20 protein-coding genes are annotated in these 20,622 nt (G+C 75.5%); 8 read left to right on the forward strand and 12 right to left on the reverse strand.

The features are described 5' to 3' along the window. Window positions 1–110 precede the first annotated feature (110 nt). The 3 genes from B5Y66_RS23210 to B5Y66_RS00190 are packed head-to-tail and all read right to left on the reverse strand — an operon-like array spanning window position 111 to window position 3,036. Window positions 111–1,211, reverse strand: coding sequence for a molybdenum cofactor biosynthesis protein MoaE (locus tag B5Y66_RS23210; RefSeq protein WP_079569426.1), 1,101 nt, complete (start codon window positions 1,209–1,211; stop codon window positions 111–113). Then, window positions 1,208–1,744 (reverse strand): cyclic pyranopterin monophosphate synthase MoaC, encoded by a 537-nt coding sequence (moaC, locus tag B5Y66_RS00185; protein WP_079569429.1) that lies wholly within the window; start codon window positions 1,742–1,744, stop codon window positions 1,208–1,210. The genes B5Y66_RS23210 and moaC overlap by 4 nt, the downstream gene beginning before the upstream one ends. Further along, the gene (locus B5Y66_RS00190) at window positions 1,741–3,036 is read right to left on the reverse strand and encodes a molybdopterin molybdotransferase MoeA (RefSeq protein WP_245806828.1); all 1,296 of its coding nucleotides are present in this window, start codon (window positions 3,034–3,036) and stop codon (window positions 1,741–1,743) included. Before B5Y66_RS00190 ends, moaC begins: the two co-directional genes overlap by 4 nt. 113 nt (window positions 3,037–3,149) lie before the next feature. Here B5Y66_RS00190 and B5Y66_RS00195 point away from each other — a divergent pair, with 113 nt between their 5' ends. The 4 genes from B5Y66_RS00195 to B5Y66_RS00210 all read left to right on the forward strand — a co-directional run bounded on the left by B5Y66_RS00195 (window position 3,150) and on the right by B5Y66_RS00210 (window position 6,233). Then, a complete protein-coding gene (locus B5Y66_RS00195; RefSeq protein WP_079571514.1) occupies window positions 3,150–3,557 on the forward strand; it encodes a TOBE domain-containing protein in 408 nt (135 codons plus the stop codon). Next, window positions 3,554–4,342, forward strand: coding sequence for a molybdate ABC transporter substrate-binding protein (modA, locus tag B5Y66_RS00200; RefSeq protein ID WP_079569435.1), 789 nt, complete (start codon window positions 3,554–3,556; stop codon window positions 4,340–4,342). Before B5Y66_RS00195 ends, modA begins: the two co-directional genes overlap by 4 nt. A 65-nt stretch (window positions 4,343–4,407) precedes the next feature. After that, window positions 4,408–5,181: an ABC transporter permease gene (locus B5Y66_RS00205; RefSeq protein WP_245806919.1), complete on the forward strand. Its 774-nt coding sequence runs from the start codon at window positions 4,408–4,410 to the stop codon at window positions 5,179–5,181. Next, the gene (locus B5Y66_RS00210) at window positions 5,178–6,233 is read left to right on the forward strand and encodes a sulfate/molybdate ABC transporter ATP-binding protein (protein WP_079569440.1); all 1,056 of its coding nucleotides are present in this window, start codon (window positions 5,178–5,180) and stop codon (window positions 6,231–6,233) included. The genes B5Y66_RS00205 and B5Y66_RS00210 overlap by 4 nt, the downstream gene beginning before the upstream one ends. 37 nt (window positions 6,234–6,270) lie before the next feature. On the opposite strand, the gene B5Y66_RS00215 is transcribed toward B5Y66_RS00210, so the two are convergent. The 5 genes from B5Y66_RS00215 to B5Y66_RS00235 all read right to left on the reverse strand — a co-directional run bounded on the left by B5Y66_RS00215 (window position 6,271) and on the right by B5Y66_RS00235 (window position 11,855). Next, window positions 6,271–7,371, reverse strand: a complete 1,101-nt coding sequence (locus tag B5Y66_RS00215) for a uroporphyrinogen-III synthase (RefSeq protein ID WP_079571516.1) — start codon at window positions 7,369–7,371, stop codon at window positions 6,271–6,273. A gap of 40 nt (window positions 7,372–7,411) precedes the next feature. Next, entirely contained in the window at window positions 7,412–8,191 is a 780-nt protein-coding gene (gene cobA, locus B5Y66_RS00220) for a uroporphyrinogen-III C-methyltransferase (RefSeq protein ID WP_079569443.1), read from the reverse strand. Further along, complete coding sequence (gene nirD / locus B5Y66_RS00225) at window positions 8,188–8,595, reverse strand: nitrite reductase small subunit NirD (protein ID WP_079569445.1); 408 nt, start codon at window positions 8,593–8,595, stop codon at window positions 8,188–8,190. The genes cobA and nirD overlap by 4 nt, the downstream gene beginning before the upstream one ends. Continuing rightward, on the reverse strand, window positions 8,592–11,282 hold the full coding sequence (gene nirB, locus B5Y66_RS00230) for a nitrite reductase large subunit NirB (RefSeq protein WP_079569448.1): 2,691 nt from the start codon (window positions 11,280–11,282) through the stop codon (window positions 8,592–8,594). The genes nirD and nirB overlap by 4 nt, the downstream gene beginning before the upstream one ends. Before the next feature lie 102 nt (window positions 11,283–11,384). Beyond that, on the reverse strand, window positions 11,385–11,855 hold the full coding sequence (locus B5Y66_RS00235) for an AAA family ATPase (protein WP_245806829.1): 471 nt from the start codon (window positions 11,853–11,855) through the stop codon (window positions 11,385–11,387). A gap of 25 nt (window positions 11,856–11,880) precedes the next feature. On the opposite strand from B5Y66_RS00235, the gene B5Y66_RS00240 reads away from it, so the two are divergent. Beyond that, window positions 11,881–12,633 carry a class I SAM-dependent methyltransferase gene (locus B5Y66_RS00240; protein WP_079569454.1) on the forward strand — a complete coding sequence of 251 codons (753 nt, stop codon included), beginning with the start codon at window positions 11,881–11,883 and terminating at the stop codon, window positions 12,631–12,633. Window positions 12,634–12,686: 53 nt separating this feature from the next. Here B5Y66_RS00240 and B5Y66_RS00245 read toward each other — a convergent pair whose 3' ends face one another. The 4 genes from B5Y66_RS00245 to B5Y66_RS00260 all read right to left on the reverse strand — a co-directional run bounded on the left by B5Y66_RS00245 (window position 12,687) and on the right by B5Y66_RS00260 (window position 18,962). Then, window positions 12,687–14,327, reverse strand: a complete 1,641-nt coding sequence (locus tag B5Y66_RS00245) for an FAD-dependent oxidoreductase (RefSeq protein ID WP_079569457.1) — start codon at window positions 14,325–14,327, stop codon at window positions 12,687–12,689. Further along, window positions 14,324–16,663: a molybdopterin oxidoreductase family protein gene (locus B5Y66_RS00250; RefSeq protein ID WP_079569460.1), complete on the reverse strand. Its 2,340-nt coding sequence runs from the start codon at window positions 16,661–16,663 to the stop codon at window positions 14,324–14,326. Before B5Y66_RS00250 ends, B5Y66_RS00245 begins: the two co-directional genes overlap by 4 nt. After that, complete coding sequence (locus tag B5Y66_RS00255) at window positions 16,660–18,018, reverse strand: MFS transporter (protein ID WP_079569463.1); 1,359 nt, start codon at window positions 18,016–18,018, stop codon at window positions 16,660–16,662. The genes B5Y66_RS00250 and B5Y66_RS00255 overlap by 4 nt, the downstream gene beginning before the upstream one ends. A 170-nt stretch (window positions 18,019–18,188) precedes the next feature. Further along, entirely contained in the window at window positions 18,189–18,962 is a 774-nt protein-coding gene (locus B5Y66_RS00260) for an AfsR/SARP family transcriptional regulator (RefSeq protein ID WP_079569468.1), read from the reverse strand. Between the two features lie 183 nt (window positions 18,963–19,145). Here B5Y66_RS00260 and B5Y66_RS00265 point away from each other — a divergent pair, with 183 nt between their 5' ends. Genes B5Y66_RS00265 through B5Y66_RS00275 form a run of 3 tightly spaced genes read left to right on the forward strand, consistent with a single transcriptional unit; the run spans window position 19,146 to window position 20,552 of the window. Next, window positions 19,146–19,598: a hypothetical protein gene (locus B5Y66_RS00265; protein WP_079569471.1), complete on the forward strand. Its 453-nt coding sequence runs from the start codon at window positions 19,146–19,148 to the stop codon at window positions 19,596–19,598. A 12-nt stretch (window positions 19,599–19,610) separates the two neighbouring features. After that, window positions 19,611–20,087 carry a hypothetical protein gene (locus B5Y66_RS00270; protein WP_139820653.1) on the forward strand — a complete coding sequence of 159 codons (477 nt, stop codon included), beginning with the start codon at window positions 19,611–19,613 and terminating at the stop codon, window positions 20,085–20,087. Window positions 20,088–20,096: 9 nt separating this feature from the next. Further along, entirely contained in the window at window positions 20,097–20,552 is a 456-nt protein-coding gene (locus tag B5Y66_RS00275; protein WP_139820654.1) for a hypothetical protein, read from the forward strand. The last annotated feature ends 70 nt before the right edge of the window (window positions 20,553–20,622 follow it).

Below are 20,622 nucleotides of genomic sequence, written 5' to 3' on the forward strand. Positions count from 1 at the left end.
CGTGCCCGAACGTAGGGACCACCGATGGCGCTCCGCCGTCGTGACACCGACCCTCAGGTGAACAGCAGATGACCTGCAGGTCCGTCCCCGCCGTGCGCCTCCGCGACCGGTCAGCCCAGCGAGGCCACCCACTCCGACGTGCCGTCGTCGAAGCCCTGCTCCTTCCAGATCGGCACCTCGGCCTTGAGCTCCTCGACCAGGTCCGACGCCGCGGTGAACGCGGCCTGCCGGTGCCCGGCGGCGACGGCCGCCACCACCGCGACGTCGCCGATCGCCAGGTCGCCCGTGCGGTGCACGACGGCGACGCGGACGCGGTCCCCCGTCGCCTCGACCGTGCGGCGCGCGACCCGCTCCGCCACCGACCGCAGCACCGCCGCGGCATCGGGGTGCGCCTCGTAGTGCAGCCGCGCGACCCCGCGCCCGCCGTCGTGGTCGCGCACGTAGCCCGTGAACGTCGCGACCCCGCCGCACGCGTCGTCGCGCACCAGGGCGCTCAGCTCCGCGACCAGCGCGTCCAGGGGCACCTCGACGACGTCGGCGCGCAGCACCACGGCCGCCGCCTCCACCGAGGTAGTGCCTTCCGTCCCCCGGTAGGTCCCCCCGGGCACTTCCCCGGAGCGGGAGGCACTACCCCGCGGGTCGGCGAGGGTCGGGTGGTCGCCGCCGGCGAGCTGGTCGACGGCGTGCGGCAGCACCTCGGCGAGCGCGTCGAGGCCGTCGACGACGCCGCCGACCGAGCCGGGCAGGTTCACGACCAGCGTGCGACCGGCGACCCCGGCCACGCCGCGGGACAGTGCCGCCGCTGGCACCGCCTTCTTCGCGGGGTCCGTGGGCCCCAGGGAGCGCGCGCGGACGAGCTCCGCGATCCCCGGCACCTCACGGTCCAGGACGGCGCGGGTCGCCTCCGGGGTGCGGTCGCGCGGGCCGAGCCCGGTGCCGCCGCTGGTGACGATCAGGTGCGGCGCCTCCTGGGGTGGCGTCCCGACCAGCGCGGCGATCGCCTCGCGCACCGGGTCGCCGTCAGACACCACGACAGGCGCGGCCACGCGCCACCCCCGGGAGGCGAACCACTCCACGGCCGCCGGGCCGGAACGGTCCTCGTACTCCCCCGCCGCCGCGCGGTCGGAAGCGACGACGACGGCGACGCGCCGCTCGGGCCGCTCCGCGCCGTCGCTCCCGGCGCCGCTGCCGTGCTCGTGCTCGCCGCTCATGCGTCCTCCGGGTCCGTCTCGGAGGCCGACGCCGCGCGCGTCCAGTCGCCCGACTTCCCGCCCGACTTCGCCACGACCTGGACGTCCGTGAGCACGGCCGCCTTGTCGACGGCCTTGATCATGTCGTACAGCGTGAGCCCGGCGACCGTGACGGCGGTGAGCGCCTCCATCTCCACGCCGGTGCGGCCGGTGGTGCGCACGGTCGCGGTGATCTCGACGAGATCCCTCGCGGGCACGACGTCGATCTCCACGCCGGAGATCGGCAGCGGGTGGCACAGCGGCACGAGGTCGGGCGTGCGCTTGGCGCCCAGGATCCCGGCGATGCGGGCGGTGGCGATCGCCTCCCCCTTCGGCAGGTCGCCCGACGCGATCCGCGCGACGACGTCCGCGCGGGTGCGCAGCACCCCGGTCGCGGTGGCCTCGCGCTTCGTCACGCCCTTGGCGGAGACGTCGACCATGTGCGCGGCGCCGTCGGCGCGGTAGTGGGACAGGCCCTGCGCCGGGTCGGAGGTCGGGTCGGGCTGTTCGGTCACAGGAGCTCCTGGTAGTCGACGGGGTCGCCGGCGTCGAGGTGGGCGACGCCGGGCGGGACGTGCACGAGGACCGTCGCGACGGCGAGGTGGGTCAGCAGGTGCGAGCCGGGGCCTCCGCTCATGCGCACCCGGCCGTCGGAGTCGAGCGTGCCGCGCCGCACCTGGTGCAACGCGCGCGGCGAGTCGAGGGCCTCGGCGAGGGGCGCCCGGCCTGCCGCACGACGCGCAGGCGCGGCCCCCGTGGCGGTGGCGAGCACCGGGCGCAGGAACAGCTCGAACGACACGTACGCGCTCACCGGGTTGCCGGGGAACGCGACGAGCGGGACCTCCCGCGGGCCGAGTGCGACGGTGCCGAGGCCCTGCGGTCCGCCGGGCTGGACGGCGACGTGGCCGAACCAGGCGTCCGTGAGCGTCTGGCGCACCACCTCGTACGCCCCCGCGGACACGCCCCCGGTGGTCACGACGAGGGCGACGTCGCTTGGCGCGTCGGCGAGCAGACGGCGCAGGGCGTCGGGCTCGTCGGGGGCGACGCGCGTCGTGACGCGGGCGCCGGCCTGCGCGAGCGCGGCGGTGAGGGCGGCGCCGTTGGCGTCGTGCACCTGCGCCGGGCCGAGCGGCGCGCCCGCGGGCGCGAGCTCCGACCCGGTCGAGACGAGCAGCACGTGCGGCGGGGCGGCGACGTCGACGGTCCGGACGCCGGCCGCGACGAGCGCCCCGAGCTGGGTGGCACCGAGCGGCGTCCCGGCGGGGACCAGCACGCTGCCCGCCGCGACGTCGGACCCGGCGGCCCGCACGTACGTGTCCGGCGCGACGGGCGCCGCGAACCGCACCACGCCGTCGCCGGACGCGTCGTCGAACGACGGGAAGGCGGGCGGGTCGGCGTCCTCGACCCGCACGACGGCGTCCGCTCCCGGCGGCACCGGGGCGCCGGTCATCACGGGTGCCGCGGAGCCCGGCTCCAGCGGCGGCGGCTGTGTGCCAGCAGGAACGGGGGTGACCACGGGAAGCGTCACCGGTGCGCCCGGGGACGCGCCGTCGAGGTCCGCGGAGCGCACCGCGTACCCGTCCATCTGCGAGTTGTCGAAGCCGGGCAGCGCGACGGCGGCCACCGCGTCGCGGGCGAGCACGCGCGGCGACAGCCCGGCTCCGGCGCCGACCTGCGTCAGCAGCGTCGCGATGTCGACCCGCGCCGTGCCCTGCCCGCGCGCCACCGCCAGCGCGGGCGCGACCAGCTCGGCCACCGCGGCGGCGTGGTCGGCCACGGACCGCCGCTGCGTCACGTCGTCATGCACGGGCGTCAGCCTATGTTCTCCGCCCTGCACCGCTGGTTGAGCTCGTCGAAACCCGGGTCTCGACAAGCTCGACAGGCGCGTGAAGTCGCAGGTGCGGGGATATGCTCGTCATTGTGCCGCACATGCGAGTTTCTGAAGCGTCCGTCTACCTCGGCGTCAGCGACGACACCGTGCGCCGCTGGATCGACCGCGGCCTGCTCGGATCCAGCACGGACGCGTCGGGCCGCAAGGTCGTGGACGGCTACGAGGTGGCGATGGTGGCGCGCGAGCACGCCACGGTCCCGGCGCTGCCGGGCGGGATGAAGAGCTCGGCGCGCAACCGCTTCGTCGGGCTCGTCACGGACCTGCAGGTGGACACGGTGATGGCGCAGGTGGAGCTGCAGTGCGGCCCGTTCCGCGTGGTGTCGCTCATGAGCAGCGAGGCCGTGCGCGACCTCGGGCTCGAGCGGGGCTCCGTGGCGGTGGCGGTGATCAAGTCGACCACCGTGGTGATCGAGGCCGAGGACCGGGGAGACGCGTGAGGAAGCACCGGAGGAAGCACGTCGCCGCCGGGATCGCGGCGCTCGCCGTGACGGTGCTGGCCGGCTGCGGCACGTCGGCGACCGGGGACGACGGCGCGGACGGCGACACGACGACGCTCACCGTGTTCGCGGCGGCGTCGCTCCAGGGCTCGTTCGAGGACCTCGCAGAGCAGTTCGAGGACGCGCACGACGGGGTGGACGTACGGCTCAGCTTCGCCGGGTCGTCGGACCTGGTGGCGCAGGTCCAGCAGGGCGCGCCGGCCGACGTCTTCGCCTCCGCCGACACGGCGAACATGGACAAGCTCGTCGCGGACGACCTGGTCGGCAACCCGCAGGACTTCGCCACCAACACCCTGGAGATCGCCGTCCCGCCGGACAACCCCGCCGGCGTCGAGACCCTCGCCGACCTGGCCGCCCCCGACGTGAAGCTCGTGCTGTGCGCCCCCGAGGTGCCGTGCGGGGCGGCGTCCGCGAAGGTCGAGGACGCCGCGGGCCTCGACCTGCAACCGGTGAGCGAGGAGCAGAGCGTCACCGACGTCCTCGGCAAGGTGATCGCGGGCGAGGCGGACGCCGGGCTGGTCTACGTCACGGACGTCGCTGCCGCGGGCGACGACGTCGAGGGCGTCGAGTTCCCCGAGTCGGACAGCGCCGTGAACACCTATCCGATCGCCCCCGTGGCGGACGGTGGCGACGAGCAGGCGGACCTCGCGCAGCAGTTCGTCGACCTCGTGCTCTCCGACGACGGGCAGCAGACGCTCGCCGGCTTCGGCTTCGCCGCGCCGTGAGGGTTTCGACGGGCTCCACCACCGGGCGGACAGGCTCGACCACCGGAGGCGCGGCGGCCGTCGGCCTGCCGCGGTGGGCCTTCGCGCCCGCCGCGGTGGGCGGGCTCTTCGTGCTGCTGCCGCTGGTCGCGATGGCGACGCGGGTCGACTGGTCGAGCTACTGGTCGCTGGTCACGAGCGAGTCCGCGCGGGCGGCGCTGCTGCTCAGCCTGCAGACGTCGGCGGCCAGCACGGTGGTGTGCCTCGTGCTCGGCGTCCCGATGGCGCTGGTGCTCGCGCGTTGCCGGTTCCCGGGGATCGACCTGCTGCGCTCGCTGGTGATGGTGCCGCTGGTGCTGCCGCCCGTGGTGGGCGGCATCGCACTGCTCTACACCTTCGGCCGCCGCGGCCTGCTCGGCGAGACCCTGGAGGTCGCGGGCCTGCAGATCGCGTTCTCCACGACGGCGGTGGTGCTCGCGCAGACGTTCGTCGCACTGCCGTTCCTCGTGATGAGCCTCGAGGGGGCGCTGCGCACCGCGGGCGCCCGCTACGAGGTGGTCGCGGCCTCGCTCGGCGCCCGCCCCACCACGGTGCTGCGCCGCGTGACCCTCCCCCTGGTGTGGCCGGGCCTGCTGTCCGGGGCGGTGCTGTCGTTCGCCCGCGCGCTCGGGGAGTTCGGCGCGACGATCACGTTCGCCGGCAGCCTGCAGGGCGTCACGCGCACCCTGCCGCTGGAGATCTACCTGCAGCGCGAGACCGACCCCGACGCGGCCGTGGCCTTGTCCCTGCTGCTGGTCGTGGTCGCGGTGCTCGTCATCGCCGCCACCCGGCAGGGCCGCCCGGGCCGGAGCGTGCTGTGACGCTCGCCTTCGCCGCCGCGCTGCCGGCCCGCGGGTTCGACGTCGAGCTCGACGTCGCCGAGGGCCGCACGCTCGCCCTGCTCGGCCCGAACGGGGCGGGCAAGTCGACGGCGCTCGGGATCACGGCTGGGACGCTGCGCCCGCACGACGGCCACGTCACGCTCGACGGACGGCCCCTGGTCCGCGCCGAGGACGGCCGCACCCGCACCTGGGTGCCCCCGCACGCCCGGCAGGTCGCGCTGCTCGCCCAGGAGCCGCTGCTGTTCCCGCACCTGTCGGTGCGGCAGAACGTCGCGTTCGGGCCGCGTTCCCAGGGGGCCGCGCGACGGGCGGCCGACGCCGCGGCGGACCGCCGGCTCGCGCAGGTCGGCCTCGCGCACCTGGCGGACCGGCCGCCGTCGACCCTGTCGGGCGGGCAGGCCCAGCGGGTCGCGGTCGCCCGCGCGCTGGCCGCCGAGCCCCGGCTCCTGCTGCTCGACGAGCCCATGGCCGCCCTGGACGTCGACGTCACGCCCGAGCTGCGCCAGACCCTCAAGCACCTGCTCGCCGGGCAGACCGCGATCATCACGACCCACGACGTCCTGGACGCCCTCCTGCTCGCCGACGAGGTGGCCGTGATCGAGGACGGGCGCGTCGTCGAGCGCGGGCCGACGCCGCAGGTGCTGAGCCGGCCCCGCAGCGCGTTCGCCGCACGGATCGCCGGGCTGAACCTGCTCACGGGGGTGTGGACGGGCGGCGGAGTCCGCACGCCCGCGGGCGAGATGGTGCACGGCCACGACCCGGGCGACGGTCTCGCCGCGGGCGCGCCCATGACCGCCGTCTTCCGCCCCGCCGCGGTCTCCGTCTACCTCGACGAGCGGCACGGCTCGCCGCGCAACACGTTCCGCGGCACGGTGCGCTCGCTGGAGCCGCGCGGCGACCTGGTGCGCGTGCGCACCGACCACCTCGCCGCTGACGTCACGCCCCAGGCCGCGGCGGAGCTCTCGCTCACCCCCGGCACCCGCGTCTGGCTGTCCGTCAAGGCGGCGGAGGTGGACGTCTACCCGGGCTGACCTCGGCGGCGCTCGGGGTTCCGGGGTCCCGACAGGCTCAGCCGCCGTGCGCGAGCTCCAGCCGGTAGCCGCGCTTGACGACCGTCTTGATCAGGTCGCGCCGGCCCGCGGCCTCGCGCAGCCGGGCGACGGCGACCTCGACGGCGTGCGGGTCGCGGGAGTTGCCGGGCAGCACGTCGAGGACGCGGTCGCGCGGCACGACGTCACCGCCCGCCGAGGCGAGCAGCCGGAGCACCCCGACGCCCGTGGGCGACAGCGGCAGCACCTGCGAGTCGAGGACGGCGACGCGCGCCCGGATGACGAGCGGCCCTGCCACGGTGGCGAGAGCGACGGACTCGAGGTGCTCGTAGTGGCCCACGATCGAGCGGACGAGCGCGCCGAGCCGACCTCGCTCGGGCTGCAGCGTCGGGATGCCGCGGGACTCCAGCGGGCGCGCGGTGACCGGGCCGACGGCGGCGGCCACCATCGACCCGTCGACGAAGCGGGCCACGACGGCGTCGCGCAGGCCCTGCGCCTCGACGGCGCGCAGCCACGCCTCGGCGCCGGGGGCGGACGTGAACGCGACGGCGTCGATCTCGCCCGCGGCGGCGGCGCGCACGGACGCCTCGACGGCCGCCGGGCCGGGCGGCGGGCCCCAGCGGTACACGACCAGCGCGGAGACCCGCGCACCCGCCTTCGCGAAGACGACGTCGAGCCCGTCGGCGCCCGCACCGTGGTGCTGGATGGCGACGTGCAGGCCGCTCACGCCCTCGCTGAGCAGCACCTCCGCGACCTCGGCCGACGTCTCCGACTCCGCGACCCAGTCCGCCTGGAGGCCCGCGGCCTGGATGGCCCCGCGCGCCTTCGGGCCGCGCGCGACGAGGCGGGCGCGGCCGAGCACGGCGAGCAGGTCGTCCGCGAGCCCGTGCGCGTCGGCGGCCTCGATCCATGCGCGGAAGCCGACGCCGGTGGTCGCGACGACGACGTCCGGCGGGTCGGCGACGAGGGCGCGCGTGGCGGCGATCAGGGCGTCGTCGTCCACGTGCGGGATCATGCTCAGCGCGGGCGCGTGCCGGACGGCGGCGCCGCGGCGCTCCAGCGCCGCGGCCAGCTCCCCCGAACGGCGGTCTGCCGTGACGAGCACCGTGCAGCCCGCCATCACCTGGCCCAGCGCCGGTCGGGGCGCGCGGTCGGCGGCGTCAGCCACCGCCCCGCCCTGCGGCTCCTCCTGCGTCACGCGCGACCTCCAGCAGCGTCGAGTGGGCCACGTCGCCGATCACGACCACGGCCGGCGCACGGACCCCGACCTCCTCGGCACGCTTGGCGGCCAGGTCGAGGGCGACGCGCGTGACCCGCTGGTCGGGCAGCGAACCTCGTTCCACGATAGCGACGGGCGTGTCCGGGGCCGCGCCGGCGTCCAGCAGGCGGGCGACGATGCCGGGCAGCGCCGCCACGCCCATGAGCACCACGAGCGTCGCCGCGCGGGAGGTCACGCAGGCGACGGAGACGTCGTCGAGCTGCGCCTCGCCGTCGCGGGTGTGACCGGTGACGACGTGGAACGCCGTCGTCGTGCCGCGGTGCGTGAGCGGCACGCCGGCCAGCGCGGGCGCGGCCAAGGCCGACGACACCCCGGGCACCACCTCGACCGGCACTCCCGCCGCACGGCAGGCCGCGACCTCCTCGCCGCCGCGGCCGAACACGAACGGGTCGCCGCCCTTGAGCCGCACCACGTGCGCCCCGGCCAGGGCGCGCGCCACGATCAGCGCGTCGATCTCCTCCTGCGGCAGCGTGTGCCGCCCGGGCGTCTTGCCGACGTCGACGACCTCGGTGCGCGCGTCCAGCTCGTCGAGCACCTCGTGCGGCACCAGGCGGTCGGTGACGACGACGTCGGCCGTGGTCAGCGCGCGCCACGCGCGGTAGGTGAGCAGGTCGGCGGCGCCGGGACCGGCGCCGACGAGGGTGACCCGCCCGGTCGTCATCCGATCCCCACGTGCACGACGCCGCCGGTCACCACGACCGGGTACGACGCGAGGTCGGCCGCCAGGCCGACGCGCGGCTCCTTGCTCGCCGCGTCGAGGCAGCGGCCGGTGTGCAGCTCGAAGACCTGCTTGTACACCGGCGACGCCACGGTGGGCGTGCCCCCGCGGGTGCCGACGATCCCCCGCGACATGACGTTCGCGCCGGAGTACGGGTCGAGCTGCTGCACCGCGCACACGGTGCCGTCGAGGAGGCGGAACAGCGCCACCTGCCGTTCCTCACCGTCAGAGCCGGTCACCAGGGCGGCGGCGCCGCGCTCGGGGGCCAGGGCGTCCAGCGGGCAGACGGCGGTCCAGCCGGGGCCGTCCACGACGGCGGTCTCGGACGTGGGGGTCAGGGCGGTCATGCGCGCACCTCCAGGGTGGGGCCGGCGACGAGGACGGGGCTGGTGAGGGCGGAGACGAGCTCGGGGTCGGCGGTCCCGGACGCGACCTCGTCCGCGGTGGCCGGGCGCTTCTGGCCGCGCTCGGGCACGTACGCGAGCGCCGGGTCGGGCGTCGTGGGGGCGTTGACGAAGGAGCCGAAGCGGGCCAGCTTCGCCGGGTCCTCGAGGACGGCCTTCCACTCGTCCTCGTACCCCTCGACGTGCTGGGCCATCGCGGCGTCGAGGTCTGCGCCGATGCCGAGCGAGTCCTCGATCACGACCTCGCGGATCGCCTCCAGGCCGCCCTCGTACTCCTCCACCCAGGGGGCCGTGCGCTGCAGCCGGTCGGCAGTGCGGATGTACAGCATGAGGAAGCGGTCGATCGTGCGCAGCAGCTCCTCGGAGCTGAGGTTCTCCGCGAGCAGCTGCGCGTGCTTCGGCGTCTGGCCGCCGTTGCCGCCCACGTAGACGTTCCACCCCTTGTCGGTGGCGATGACCCCGACGTCCTTGCCGCGCGCCTCGGCGCACTCGCGGGCGCAGCCGGAGACGCCGAGCTTGAGCTTGTGCGGGGAACGCAGGCCGCGGTAACGCAGCTCGAGCTCGACGGCCATGCCCACGGAGTCCTGCACGCCGTAGCGGCACCAGGTGGACCCGACGCACGACTTCACGGTGCGCAGCGACTTGCCGTAGGCGTGCCCGGACTCGAATCCGGCGTCCACGAGCCGCCGCCAGATCTCCGGGAGCTGCTCGACGCGGGCGCCGAACATGTCGATACGCTGGCCGCCGGTGATCTTCGTGTAGAGGCCGAAGTCCTTCGCGACCTGACCGACGACGATCAGCCCCTCGGGGGTCACCTCGCCGCCCGGCATGCGCGGGACGACCGAGTACGTGCCGTCCTTCTGCATGTTGGCGAGCATGTGGTCGTTGGTGTCCTGCAGCGTGGCCTGCTCGCCCGCGAGGATGTGCCCGTTGCCGAGGCTGGCCAGGACCGACGCGACGGTGGGCTTGCAGATGTCGCAGCCGCGCCCGGCGTCGGTCGCGCCCTCGGGGACCCGGCCGAAGCGGGCGATGATCTCGCTGAACGTGTGCAGGTCGGCCACCCGCACGGCGTCGAAGAGCTGGGCGCGGGAGAGCTCGAAGTGCTCGCACAGGGCGGTACTCACCTCGACACCCGCCTTGGTCAGCTCGGCCTTGGTGAGCTTGGTGACCAGCGGCAGGCAGGCGCCGCACGTGGTGCCGGCGCGGGTGCACGCCTTGACCCCGGCGACGTCGGTGCAGTCGTGCTCGGTGACGGCGCCGCGGATCGTGCCCGCGGAGACGTTGTTGCAGGAGCAGACGTTCGCGTCGTCGGGCAGCTCGAGGGCCGGTGCGCCGCCCGTGCCCTCCGGCAGCAGGAACGCGGACGGGTCGCCCGGCAGCTCCGCGCCGAGCATCGGCCGCAGCGACGCGTAGGGCGTCGCGTCGCCGACGAAGACGCCGCCCAGCAGGGTGCGCGCGTCGTCGGCCATGACGAGCTTGCTGTAGATGCCCCGCAGCGGGTCGGCCCACACGATCTCGACCGACTTCTCGGTGCGGCCGTGCGCGTCGCCGAAGCTCGCGACGTCGACGCCCGAGAGCTTGAGCTTGGTGGCCGTGTCCGCGCCGGGGAAGGTGGCCCCGCCGCCGAGCAGCCGGTCGGCCACGACCTCCGCCATCGTGTTGCCCGGTGCGACCAGGCCGAGGCAGCGGCCCTCGATGCACGCGACCTCGCCGATCGCCCACACGTGCTCGTCCGCGGTGCGGCAGGTCAGGTCGACGACGGCGCCGCCGCGCTCGCCGACCTCCAGGCCGGCCGCGCGGGCCAGCTCGTCGCGCGGCCGCACACCCGTGGCCATCACGACGACGTCCACGTCCAGCCGCCCGCCGTCGGCGAAGTCCATCCGCCCCACGTGCCCGGTGCGCCGGTGCGGGCGGATCGATTTCGTCGCGGTGTCGGTGCGGACGGAGATGCCCTTGTCGTTGATGAGCCGCTTGAGCGCGTGCCCGCCGCCCAGGTCGATCTGCACGTCCATGAGGTGCGTGCCGAACTGGATCACGGTGGCCTGCGCGCCGAGGGCCTTGAGCGCGCCCGCCGCCTCCAGGCCCAGCAGACCGCCGCCGACGACCGCACCGCGCACCGGCCGCTCGACGACGCCGCCCCGCGTCTCGACGTGGCCCGCCTCCCGCTTGGCCTCGACCCAGCCGCGCAGCGCCGCGACGTCGTCGATGGTGCGGTAGACGAAGACGCCGGGCAGGTCGTGGCCGTCGATGGGCGGCATGGCGGCGCTCGAGCCCGTGGCGAGCACGAGCTCGTCGTAGGCGTGCACCCGGCCGAGCCGGTCCGTGACGGTCCGCGCCTCGCGGTCGATCGCCTCGACCTTGCAGTCGCGGTGCAGGTCGACCAGCGGGTCGTCCCACAGCGCCGGGTCGCCGAGCGTGAGCTCCTCGGCGTCCCGCACCTCGAAGTAGCGGGTGAGGCCCACGCGGTCGTACGGCTTGCGCGGCTCCTCGGCGAAGACGGTCACCCGCCAGTCGCCCGCGGCGTCGCGGGCCCGCAGGGCCTCGACGAACCGCTGGGCGACCATGCCGCCGCCGATGACGACGACGTGGCGTCGGTCGACGCTGCCTGAGGTGGAGGGCTCGCTGCTCATGTCCCGAAGGTAGGAAACCGCCGTGTCGCCGCCGTCAGGCCGCGGTTACCTCACGGGAACATCTGCCTCACGCGCGAAACATGCCGCGCGAGAGGACCGCCTTCACCACCCCCGGACGACCTCCAGCGGGCCCTCGTCCGGCGTCGGGACCTCGAAGCCGTCGTGATAGGACGTCGCGACCTCCGGGGCGAGGACGACGTCGTGCGGGTGCGCAGCCGTCCGGGCCGCGACCCGGGCGAGGGCCACCTCGCGGGGGGTCTCGACGTAGACCACCAGGGTGTTCGCGCCGTGGGCTCGGCCGAGCGCCCGGTACTCGTCGCGCGACGCCCGCGACCAGAAGGACGAGTCGACGACGACGTCGCGCCCGTCGGTCAGCAGCCCCTCGACCCGGGACCGCAGCGCGGTCGCCACGCGGCGGGCGGCGTCCTCGGGCAGCGGGTGGGCGGCGGCGTGCCCGGCCTCCCAGGCGAGCTCGTCGACGGACGCGAGCGCGCGGTCCGCGTCCGCGTACCGGCGGGCGTGGGTGGACTTGCCCGCCCCGGCGGGCCCGCACATGAGGACGAGAGTCGGCACCCGCGTGACGCTACCCTCCGTGTCCATGCCTGATTCCCGGCCTGATAGGCGGCCCGCCTCGCGCCTCGACCTGCGCACGACGACGAACCCGCTGGTCCGCTCGGCCGGCCGGTGGCTGGGCCGTGTCAACGGCCGGCACCCGTGGAACCACAACGACCGTTTCCACGGCTGGGTGGTGCGCCGGCTGCCGCGACGGCGGCGGCGCGCGATGGACGTCGGGTGCGGCACCGGGGCCCTCGTCGACCGCCTGCGGCGCGCCGGCGCCACGGTGGTGGGGCTCGATGCCGACGCGACGATGACCGCGGCCACCGCCGCCCGGTTCGCGGGCGACCCCGGCGTCACCGCACGGCAGGGCCGGTTCGAGGACGTCCCCGCCGACGGCTCGTTCGACGTCGTGACGATGGTCGCCTCGCTGCACCACATGGACCTGGAGCCCGCGCTGCGGCACGCCGCCGGCGTGCTGGCGCCCGGCGGCCGGTTGCTGGTGGTCGGCCTGGCGCGGATCGGCGCGCCGCGCGACCTGGCCGTCGACCTCGTCTCGTCGTTCGCCAACCCCGTCGTCGGCATGGTCAAGCACCCGCGCCCTGTCCGCGGCGTCGCCGACAGCGACCCGGCCGACGACGGCCCGCCCATGCCCGTGCGCAGCGCGCGCGAGACGTACGGCGAGGTCCGCGAGACCGCCCGCCGCGTGCTGCCGGGCGCACGGTTCCGGCGGCGGCTGTTCTTCCGCTACACGCTCGAGTGGACGCGCCCGGCCACCGCCCCGGTCGCGCAGTAGTGCCTCCGGTGCCGCGGTAGTGCCCCGCGGGCACGACTCCGGTACCGGAGGCACTACCCGGAGGTGACGGCCTCCTTCCGCGCGACCCCCAGCCAGCCCACCAGCCCGCACACGGCCTCCGTACAGCTGCCGCAGCCGGTGGTGGCGCGGGTGGCGCGCGCGACGTCGTCCTTGGTCGACGCGCCGTCGGCGACGCACGCCGCGATGTCGTGCTTGGTGACGCCGTTGCAGCGGCAGACCGTGGCGTCGTCGGGCATGTGCTCGGGGCTGGACGCCGGCTCCGCCGTGGCCATCACCGGCGTGAGCAGCAGGAACGCCGGGTCGGCGGGCACGGGTGTGCGACGGGTGTAGGCGGCGGTGAGGTCCGCGGCCACCCGCGGGTCGCCGACGCAGGTGGCGCCCACCAGGACGCCGTCGGCGACCACGACCTCGACGTACCGGCCCGCAACGGGGTCGCCGAGGCGCACGGCCCGCTCCCCCGGCGCCGGCGCGCGACCCGTGCCGCACCGGCCCATCGCGACCACGCTCAAAGGCCCTGCCTTGACCTTGACGACGTCGGTCCCGCGGGTGTCCACGCCCGCGGCCGCGCCCGGCGCCCGCGAGGACAGCAGCGTGCCGAGGCGCACCGCCATCGACGGGCTCGCGCCGTCGCCCGGCAGGCGCAGGTGCTCGCGGGGGCCCTCCGGGCGCGGCGGCACCGGGCGGGGACGCGCCGCGAGCGCCACCAGGGCGTCGGCGAGGCGGCGCGCCTGGTCCCACCCCTCGGCGACGAGCCCGCGCGATCCCTCCGGCGGCTGGGCGCAGTCCCCCACCGCGAAGACGCGAGGGTCGCTGACGCTCGCCAGGTCGGGCCCGACCACCACGCCCCGCTCGACGGCGAGACCCGCCCGCCGCGCCAGCGCCGTCTCGGGGGCCGTGCCGCACGCGAGGACCACCAGGCCGGCGCCGAGGGTCTCCCCCGGCTCGGCTGTCGCGCCGTCGAGCCGCACCCCGACCGCCCGGCCCCCGACGACGAGCACCTCCTGCGGCCGCACCCCGGTGCGCACCGCCACGCCCGCCGCCTCCAGCCCCGCGCGCAGCACGGCGCCCGCCTCGTGGTCGAGCTGGCGGTCCATGGGGGCCCCGGCGCCGTGCACGAGCGTCGTCGGCAGGCCGCGCCCGGCGAGCCCGAGGGCCACCTCCACGCCCAGCACCCCGCCGCCGACGACGACCGCGCGCGGCGCGTTCACCGTGGCCGCCACCACCTCGCGGGCGTCGTCGAGCGTGCGCAGCGCGTGCACGCCGGCGGGCAGGGCCCCGGGGTCGACGCCCAGGCCCGGCACGTCGGGCAGGCGCGCGACGGCGCCGGTGGCGAGCACCAGGTGGTCGTAGGGGTGCCGGGTGCCGTCGTCGGCGAGCACCACGCGGGCGTCCCGGTCCACGGCCGCCGCGGCCGTGCCGCGCAGCACCCGGGTGCGGCCGTCGTCGACCGTGGGCATGCCGATCGCCGCGACGTCCGTGCGCCCGGCGACGACGTCGGAGAGCAGCACCCGGTTGTACGGCTCGTAGGGCTCGGCGCCCAGCACCGTGACGTCGAGCGCGCCGTCGGCGTCGCGACGGGACAGCTCGTCGGCCAGGCGCGCGCCGACCATCCCGTGCCCGACGACGACCACGCGGTGCGGCACCCTCAGCCCTTCGTGCGGTTCGTGGCTCATGCCCGTACCTCCTGGGTCTCGACAGGCTCGACCGCCGGCCCCGGCTCGACCACCGGCGTCACCGACACCGCGCAGACCTTGAACTCCGGCATGGCCGAGACCGGGTCGACGGCGTCGGTGGTGAGGCGGTTGACGCTCCCGGCGCCGCTCCAGTGGAACGGCATGAAGACGGTGTCCGGCCGGACGGCGTCGGTCCAGCGGGCCGTCGCCTCGATCACCCCGCGCGCCGAGGCCAGGCGCGCCAGTGCTCCGTCGCCTACCCCGACGCGCAGCCCGAGCAGCGGGTGCAGCTCGACGTACGGCTCGGGCACCAACCGCTCCAGCTCGGGCACGCGGTGCGTCTGCGCGCCGGACTGGTAGTGCTGCAGCACCCGGCCGGTGACCAGGTGCACGGGCGCGTCGGGGCGCACGTCGTCGGCCGGGCCGGCGTGGTCCACCACGACCATCCGCGCCCGCCCGTCCGGCGTCGCGAACCGGTCCAGGAAGACGCGCGGCGTCCCGGGGTGCTCCCCCCGCGAGCTGTCCGAGCGACGTCGCGCCATGACCCCAGGCGGCTCTGACGACTCTTGAGCCGCTGAGTCCGGGGTCGCGGGGCAGGGCCAGTACAGCCCGGCGCCGTCGGCCTCGTGCGCGTCGAGGCGGGCATGGCTGAGGCCGGAGTAGTCGGCGACGCCGCCGGCCGACGCGCGCGCCAGCTCGTCGAAGACGTCGGCCGGGTCGGTCGGGAACGCGACGTCCGAGCCCAGCCGGCGGGCCAGCTCGGCGAGGATCCACAGCTCGGAGCGCGCGGCGCCGGGCGGCGCGGTGGCGCGCCGGCGCCGCAGGACGCGGCCCTCGAGATTCGTCATCGTGCCCTCCTCCTCGGCCCACTGGGTGGTGGGCAGCACGACATCGGCGAGCAGCGCCGTCTCCGACGGCACGACGTCGCACACGACGAGGAGGTCGAGGGCGGCCAGGCGCTCGCGCACGCGATCGGCGTTCGGCGCCGACACGACGACGTTCGAGCCGTGCACGAGCAGCGCGCGCGGCCCGCCGGGCGTGCCGAGCGAGGTCAGCAGCGCGACGGCGGGCAGGCCCGGCCCCGGCAGCGAGCCCGCGTCCACGCCCCACACGGCGGCGACGTGCGCGCGGGCCGCCGGGTCGTCGATCCTGCGGTAGCCGGGCAGCTGGTCGCACTTCTGCCCGTGCTCGCGCCCACCCTGCCCGTTGCCCTGCCCGGTGAGGCACCCGTAGCCCGAGCCCACGCGACCCACGAGCCCGAGCGCGAGCGCCAGGTTGATCGCCGCCGTCACCGTCGCGGTGCCCTGCGCCGACTGCTCGACCCCGCGGCCGGTGAGCACGTAGGCGCCTCGGCCGCCGCGTGACGGCGACGCCGCGGCCAGCAGTCGCGCCACCCGGCGCAGCTCCTCGGCGGGCACGCCGCACACCGTCTCCGCCCGCTCGGGCCACCACGCCGCGACCGAGCGGGCCACGTCGTCGAACCCGGACGCCCGCTCCGCCAGGTACTCCCGGTCGGCCAGCCGCTCGGCGAGCAGCACGTGCAGCAGCGCGAGCAGCACCACCATGTCCGTGCCGGGCACGGGCTGCAGGTGCACGCCCTCGCCAAGGCCCTGCCCTGATCCGGGCGAGGGGTCGGCCAGCCGCGCCGTGGCCGACCGGCGCGGGTCGACGACGACGAGCCCGCCCGCCGCGCGCGCCCCCGCGAGGTGCTGGACGAACGGCGGCATCGTCTCGGCCACGTTGGACCCGAGCAGCAGGATCGCGTCGGCGCCGCCGAGGTCGGTCACGGGGAACGGCAGCCCGCGGTCGAGGCCGAAGGCCCGGTTCCCCGCGGCGGCCGCGGACGACATGCAGAACCGGCCGTTGTAGTCGATGTTCGGCGTGCGCAGCACCGTGCGGGCGAACTTGCCGAGCGTGTACGCCTTCTCGTTCGTCAGCCCCCCGCCGCCGAACACCGCCACCGCCCCCGGCCCGTGCTCCGCGGCCAGCGCGGCCAGGCGGCCCGCCACGAGGTCGAGGGCGGCGTCCCACGACGTCGGCGCGAGCCGGCCGTCGGCCCCCCGCACCAACGGCGTCGTGAGCCGGTCGGTCGCGCGCAGCACCGTCGCGCTGGTCCACCCCTTCTGGCACAGACCGCCGCCGTTGGTGGGGAACTGTCGCGGCGCGACGGTCACCGGCAGCGCCTCCCGGCCGTCCGCGGCGACGGCGCCCGGGGGGCCGCCCGGAGCGGCGGGCGCGAGGTCCATCCCGCACTGCAGCGCGCAGTACGGGCAGTGCGTCGCGACCGGCGCGGGCGCGTCCGCCGCAGGGTGGGCCGCCAGCGGGGCCGGCGTCATACCCGGGCCGTCCGCATCGCCGTGCCGCGCCGCGCGTACACCGCCCACGTCACCACGCCCATCACCGCGTACGCGCCGACGAACACCCACAGCGCCGCGACCAGCGAGCCGGTCATCGACGTCGAGATCGCGAAGCCGCGCGGGATGAGGAACCCGCCGAACGCCCCGACGGCCCCCGCGATGCCGATGCACCCGGCGGCCGCGCGGGCGGTGGCCGCGGCGTCGCGCCCGACGCCGGCGACCCGGAACGTGGCCGGGATCATGCGGTACACCGACCCGTTGCCGACGCCGGTGGCGACGAACAGCACGAGGAACGAGGCGAAGAAGAGGCCGAACCGGTGGCTCCCGAGCGCGGAGATCGCGCCGACAGCCCCGGCGATCATCACGGCGTAGCAGCAGACCGTGACGATCGCGCCGCCCACGCGGTCGGCGAGGATGCCGCCGAGCGGTCGCGCGACCGACCCCACGAGCGCGCCCAGGAAGGCCAGCGACAGGCTCACCTCCGGGAACTGGCCGGCGAGCAGGGTGGGAAACGCGCCGGAGAACCCGATGAACGACCCGAACGTGCCGATGTACAGGAACGAGATGACCCACGTGTGCGGCTCGCGCACGGCCACCGCGAACGAGCGCGGGTCGGCCTTCGCGGCCGACAGGTTGTCCATGAACCGCCAGGCGAGGAACGCCGCCAGCACGATGAACGGCACGAACACCAGGCTCGCCCGCTCGAGCGCGATGCCCGCCCCGGACACGATCACCAGCGGCACGACGAGCTGCACGACGGCCGTGCCGAGGTTGCCGCCAGCCGCGTTCCACCCGAGGGCCGCGCCCTTCTCCTTCTCCGGGAAGAAGAAGGAGATGTTCGCCATCGAGGAGGCGAAGTTGCCGCCCCCGAAGCCCGCGAGCGCCGCGACGCCCAGCAGGACGCCGAACGACGTCTCCGGCCGCTGCACGACGACCGCCAGCGCCAGGGTGGGGATCAGCAGCAGCGACGCCGACACGACCGTCCAGGTGCGCCCGCCGAACACGGGCACCGCGAGGGTGTACGGGATGCGCAGCGTGGCACCGACCAGCGACGGCACGGCGATGAGCCAGAACATCTGGTCGGTGGTGAGGGCGAAGCCGGCGGCGGGCAGCTGCGGCACGACGATCGACCACAGCGCCCACACGCAGAACCCGAGGAACTCGGCGAACACCGAGAGCACGAGGTTGCGGCGGGCGACGCGGCGGCCGCCGCCGGCCCAGAACGCCGGGTCCTCGGGCCGCCAGTCGTCGATCCAGCGGCCCGGACGGGAATGTGCGCCCGGTGCCGGGGGTGCTGCGTCGTGGGCCGGAACAGCCGTGGTCGGAGCAACCATCGCGTGTCCTCCTGTGCGCGAGCCCGACGACGCGGGCGGTGGGTACGTACCGCCGGCGCGTCGTCGGGCCGGTACCCCGACGCTAGGAACAGGGTGTTTCGACGCCGGTCGTCGAGGCGTGAAATACGCGTGAGCACGAACGCACAGGGCCCACCGACGACCTGTGAGGCTCAGGGCACCCGGGAGACCGTGCGAGAGCCCGGCCCGCCGGCGAGCAGCACGAGATCGTCGCCGCCGGCGAGGATGCGTCGTTCGAGGTCGCGCAGCTCGGGCCCGGGCTCCACGCCGAGCTCGTCGACCAGCGTGCGCCGGACGTCCCGATAGACCGCGAGCGCGTCCGCCTGCCGGCCGCTGCGGCACAGGGCCGTCATCAGCAGGGCGTGCGGGTGCTCGCGCAGCGGGTGCCGGCGCACCAGGGCGGCGAGGTCCGCCACGGCGGTCTCGTGCCGCCCGCGGTCGAGCTCGGCGGCACAGAGCTGCTCACACGCCGAGTCCCGGCGCTCGGTGAGCCGCTCGGCGTCACCCGCCAGGGAGCACAGGTCCAGGCCTTGGTACGCCTCGCCCCGCCACAGCCGCAGCGCCTGGCGCAGGAGGGACGCCCGCCGGCAGGGGTCCGCCGTCCGCTCGGCCTGCTCCAGGGCGTCGACGAAGAGCTGCGCGTCCAGCTCGTCCGGCGCCACCTGCAGCACGTAGCCCCCGGCGTCCAGCACCAGCCGTTCGGGCTCCCCCAACGCACGACGCAGGCGGTGCACGGTCAGGTGCAGCCGCTGCGGGTCGGGAGGGTCCGCCGTGTCCCAGAGCGCGTCGAGCAACGTCTCCGCGGGGACCGGCGCGTTCGCGTTCGCGAGGAGCAGCCCCAGGAGGCCGAGACGCACCGCGCCGGAGACCGGCGCGACGTCCTCACCGTGCGTCACGCGCACCGGTCCCAGTACCTCGAAGCGCATCGCTCCCCCTCCGTCCGGCCGGCGCCTCTCCCGTGCGCCCACTCCCTTCAAGAGGTGACCAAGGCGACGAAAGTACGCGGGAGCGCCGAGAAAGCACGAGGGAAGGGCGAGGAAAGCGTCGGTCGGCACGGTGAGGGGCATCGGTCGCCGGAGCGCGGCCCCTGACAGCACGGAGGGGAACCCATGAGACACGGCACGAGAAGGACCCTGGCCGCCGCGGCGGTCGGCGCCGCGGGCCTGGGCCTGCTGGGCACCACGGCGGCCACCGCCGCTCCCGCCACGACCGCGGCGTCCTGGAACGACTACGGGGCGTCCTGGAACGACCCGAACGACGCGGGCGGCATCTCCGTCTACGAGAAGACGGTCAAGTACAGCAACAGCGAGAGCGTGATGGCGCAGTTCATCGCGAACGGCGAGCACCTCACGATCTGGGACGACCACGACAACGACCGCAAGGCGATCGTCAAGCTCTGGGTCGGCAAGAGCGGCCCGGCGGTCTTCTACGCCAAGGGCGACAACACGGAGACCAGGTTCAACCTCTCCTACGACGAGGGCCAGACCGTCAAGATCCAGGTCTGCACGTCCACGTCCTCGCAGGCCCAGTGCTCGTCCGGCACCCACCGCGGCCGGTCCTGAGGAGGCATGATCATGCGACTTCGCACCACGACGGCGGCCGCGGCCGCCGCGCTCGTCACGGCCGGGGCGGCGTTGCTCGCCCCCGCCGCCACCGCCGCACCGGCGCCGGACACGTCGGGGGCCGACCGCGCCACCGCGGCCGCGAGCTGGTCCATGGACACGGCCGCCTGGGCCAAGGACGGCGACGCGGGTGGCGTCAGCATCTACGAGCAGGCCATCAAGAACGGCACCTCCCAGTACGTCATGGGGATGTTCGAGGCCAAGGGCGAGCACCTGACCGTCTGGGACCACCACCCCAACGACCGCAAGGCGATCGTCCGGCTCTGGGTCGGCTCGAGCGGGCCCGCCGTCTTCTACGCCGCGGGTGACGGCACGAAGAAGGAGTTCAACCTGTCCTACGACGAGGGCCAGCGGGTCTACCTGCAGGCCTGCACCTCGACGTCCGTCAACGCCGTCTGCACTCCCAAGCGGGAGAAGGGCACGTCCTGAGGAGGACCCATGCGACTTCGAACCATGACAGCAGCGGCCGCGGCGCTCACCGTCGCCGCCCTGGGGACGCTCGGCGGCGCGGCCGGTGCCGCGGCTGCCACCGCGGCACCGCAGGCCGGCTGGGGCACCGACTACTACGCCTGGAACGACCCCGAGGACGCCGGCGGCGTCTCCGTGGCCGAGATGGCGTACAAGACCACCAGCGACGAGTACGTCCACGGCCGGTTCCGCGCCTACGGCGAGGTCCTGTCGATCTGGGACTACCACGACAACGACCGCAAGTCGGTCGTGCGGCTCTGGGTCGGCGGGAGCGGCCCCGCCGTCTTCTACTCGAACGGGGACAACACCTATCGGGAGAAGAACCTGTCGTACGACGAGGGGCAGACCGTCTATATCCAGACCTGCACGTCCGACGGCGCCGGGGCGGTGTGCACGGAGAAGAAGAAGGTTCCGGGCAGGTCCTGACTGGCGTCCGCACGACCGGTGGACGACGCCGGAGCCCCGGGTCTCGTCGCAGACCCGGGGCTCGTCGCCG

This window comes from Krasilnikoviella flava (genome assembly GCF_900167525.1).
Taxonomy (GTDB): domain Bacteria; phylum Actinomycetota; class Actinomycetes; order Actinomycetales; family Cellulomonadaceae; genus Isoptericola; species Isoptericola flavus.